2 protein-coding genes and 4 pseudogenes are annotated in these 3,021 nt (G+C 68.7%); 1 reads left to right on the forward strand and 5 read right to left on the reverse strand.

The window, feature by feature from the left end:
* Nucleotides 1–67 (forward strand): annotated as a pseudogene (locus tag ACWCQ6_RS36660) (transcriptional regulator); the annotation flags it as partial.
* On the opposite strand, the pseudogene ACWCQ6_RS36665 reads toward ACWCQ6_RS36660, so the two are convergent.
* The 5 genes and pseudogenes from ACWCQ6_RS36665 to ACWCQ6_RS36685 all read right to left on the reverse strand — a co-directional run.
* Nucleotides 63–431 (reverse strand): annotated as a pseudogene (locus ACWCQ6_RS36665) (D-sedoheptulose-7-phosphate isomerase); the annotation flags it as partial. The pseudogenes ACWCQ6_RS36660 and ACWCQ6_RS36665 sit on opposite strands and share 5 nt — an antisense overlap.
* 161 nt (nt 432–592) lie before the next feature.
* Complete coding sequence (locus ACWCQ6_RS36670; protein WP_451096763.1) at nt 593–1,000, reverse strand: GDSL-type esterase/lipase family protein; 408 nt, start codon at nt 998–1,000, stop codon at nt 593–595.
* Nucleotides 903–1,436 (reverse strand): annotated as a pseudogene (locus ACWCQ6_RS36675) (IS6 family transposase); the annotation flags it as partial. The gene ACWCQ6_RS36670 and the pseudogene ACWCQ6_RS36675, both read right to left, overlap by 98 nt.
* Before the next feature lie 426 nt (nt 1,437–1,862).
* Entirely contained in the window at nt 1,863–2,678 is an 816-nt protein-coding gene (locus ACWCQ6_RS36680; RefSeq protein ID WP_451096765.1) for an aminoglycoside N(3)-acetyltransferase, read from the reverse strand.
* A gap of 145 nt (nt 2,679–2,823) precedes the next feature.
* Nucleotides 2,824–3,021, reverse strand: a pseudogene (locus tag ACWCQ6_RS36685) (hypothetical protein); the annotation flags it as partial.

The following is a 3,021-nucleotide window of genomic DNA, read 5'->3' on the forward strand; positions in this document are numbered from 1 at the left end:
CGCGGCGACCGTGCCGTGACCGTGCAGCGCCTGGCCGAGCTCGCGGACTTCTACGGGGTCCCGGCGCGGCCTGCCTGGGCGGCGGCAAGAACGTTGGCGCTGGCGCCGGATGCGGAGAGCAGCAGCAGGACGTCACCTGTGCGGCCGTGGGCGCGGACCTGCCGGGCGAAGACCTGGTCTGCGCCGTAGTCGTTGGTGATGGCGGTGACCGAGGAGGAGTCGGCGTGCAAGGCGATTGCGGACAGCGGGGCCCGCTCGGCGTGGAAGCGGCCGACCAGCTCGGAGGTCAGGTGCTGGGCTTCGGCCGCCGAGCCGCCGTTGCCCGCGACCAGCAGTCTGCTGCCCGCAGGCAGCCGCTCGGCGAGCAGGCAGCCCCAGGTCTGAAGGCGGCCGGTGTCGAGCAGGGGCAAGGCGGCGACGAGCGCCTGTATGTGCGCGCGGCCCAGCAGGGTCACGGGTCAGCTCCCTCGGGGATGAAGCGGGCGGGGTGAGGTGGTGGCCGGGGCGTCCGGCGGCGACCGACCAGCGCCGGACGCCCGGTGCATTTAAGAGTCGGCCGGGCGGAACCGGGCGAACATCGGCCCGTACACGGTCAACGCGGCGTCGCGCTCCAGGAGGCGTAGTCGAGGAGCTTCTCGATGACGCGGTGCTCGGCGAGGAGCTGCTCGGCCTGCTGGAGCAGCTCCTCGCCGAGTTCGCTCAGGTGTACCCCGTCGCTCCGCAGGCTGGCCCCGTCGTGGGAGGGGCTGATGTGCCGTGCGGCGGCGGTGAACGGGGTGCACACGTCGAGGACCAACGCGCCATGGGCGATGGCAGCCGCGTGGGCGGCCTCGTTGTAGCGGGCGAGCTCCGCGTTCATGGCAGCGAAGGTCTCGGGAGCCTCGATGGGCCCGAACGGCGTTTCGCTGATGACGACGATCCGGCCACTGCAGTCCCTGAGCTGCTTGAGCACCGTGCCGAAGTGCCGGGCGTACTCGTCGAGGTCGACCGCCTCGGACATCCGGCCCTGGAAGTGAGGAGCGGAGCTTGTCCGTGACAATCACTCGCGACACCGCGCTCGTCCTCTTCGTCAGCCTACGGAAGAAGCGCCGGGCGGCGGCCTTGTCCCGGCGGCTCTGCACGAGGATGTCGAGCACGTTGCCGTCCTGGTCGACGGCCCGCCACAGGTACTTCCGCTCCCCGTTGACCTTGATGAACAGCTCGTCCAGATGCCATTTTTCCCCGGGCTGGTGGCAGCGCAGTCCGTCGGCGTAGGCCTGCCAGAACTTCCGGCACCACCGCCGGACCGTTTCGCAGGTGACGACGGCTCCGTGCTGGAGCATCAGCTCCTCCACCTCACGGAAGCTGAGCGGGAAGCGGAAATACAGCCACACGCAGCGGGAAATCACCTCGACCGGGTACCGGTGCCCCTTGTACGACGGCGACGCGCTCCCCACCGACGATCCCCTCCACCGTGATCACCCGAGGATCCTCCCACACCATCCACCAAACGTGACAGTGCTATCTGTCCAGGTCCGCCACCGTCCGCGGCAACCGCAGCACCGGCGCGAACTCCCTGTCGAGGAGGATGTCGGCGCTACGGCGGGAGCGGTGGGACATCCGCTGGAAGAACTCGTCCTCGCTCGCGCACGCGGGGGATCCAGGTCATACACCGGGGCTTGACGACGAAACCCGCTGCTTCCAGGGAGGCTGTCGCCGAGACATCGGGGTTCGTGACGCGCACCACGTCGGCGTCCGGCCGCTCCTCGTGCCAGTCGCCAGCGCCTCCTCGATCCCCACCCGCAGGATCCGTAGCCCGTGCTCGTTGTCGATGTTCACGATCGCCGTCACTCCCTTGCGTATTCATCGCATGACTGCCGCGATCAGATCGCGGACGATGCCGGCGTGGGACGCGGTGTCTGCGCGAGCAGCTCGGCGAGGCGGCGGTGCGCGAAGTCCACGAACGGGACGCTCGGTATCAGCCTGCACGAGGCCTCTCCGATGGTGCGCGTCCGTACGCCGGTCTCCTGATGCAGGTCCTCGTACTCGGCTCCGACGGTGGGGAAGAACATGCCGTTGTCGTCACCGACGTCCCCGGTCTCCACCCAGACCCGCTCTCCGCCCAGGAGATACGGAAAGCGGCGGCGTTTGCGGCGGTGGGCGGTGGCCATCCCCTCGGCGTGGTGGAGGAACGAGTTCCTGTTGTGTCCCACTCCGAGCAACAGGATCCAGGCGCCGAGTTCCCGGAGCGTGCCGAACGGGGACCGCTCCCCCACCGCGTAGCCGAGGCTCTGCTCCGCCGTGATCCGCTCCGCCTGTGGTCCCACGGCCGCAACGGACACCTGCGGGTGACTGCTCCGCAGACAGCCCGGGACGGCCAGGACGGCGTTGGGAATCGCACCCATTTCGGTCGACATGCCGGGATGGAACGCCGGTACCTGGTCGCGGACCCGTCTCACCGACTCGTCACCGGGGCCCGTCACCTCGGGAAACGGGTCGCGCACCGACGGGGTGAACGCCGGGACCGCGACGGTGCCCTCCGGGCCCAGCGCCGATCTCAGCGCCGCCACCACGATCGGCGCGCCGCCCTCCACCTGCCCGAACGAGGACAACGATGCATGGACGATGACCGTCATGCCGTCCCGCAGGCCCAGCTCCTGGAATTCCTTCACGAGCTGGGTTCTGTCCAGTACCCGCATTCCTCTTCGACTCCTCGTCGTGCCCGTCCGCGGGGAACGCAGGAAGAATTCCTACGGGCCGTCGGCCGCTCTCGCTCCGCGGAACTGCCCTCCAGTTGAAGGGCATAAGCATGATCGGCGGCGAGTGAGATTTTCTCACTGAAAATCACTTCCAGTGGCAGTTGAGAGCGAGGGCTTTGAGATCGCCGTGGACTTTCCGGGCGGACGGGTCGAGAATCCCGTTGAGATCCCCAAGGACCAGCTGGGCCAAGGGCTGTCCCGTAATCCCCGGTGGATCAGCGCGCGGCGTCAGATGCGGTGCATCGCAAGGCGGAGGGGCGTCCGCATACTGGATGTATGCGGA

The sequence above is a fragment of the Streptomyces sp. NPDC001880 genome, from assembly GCF_053594575.1.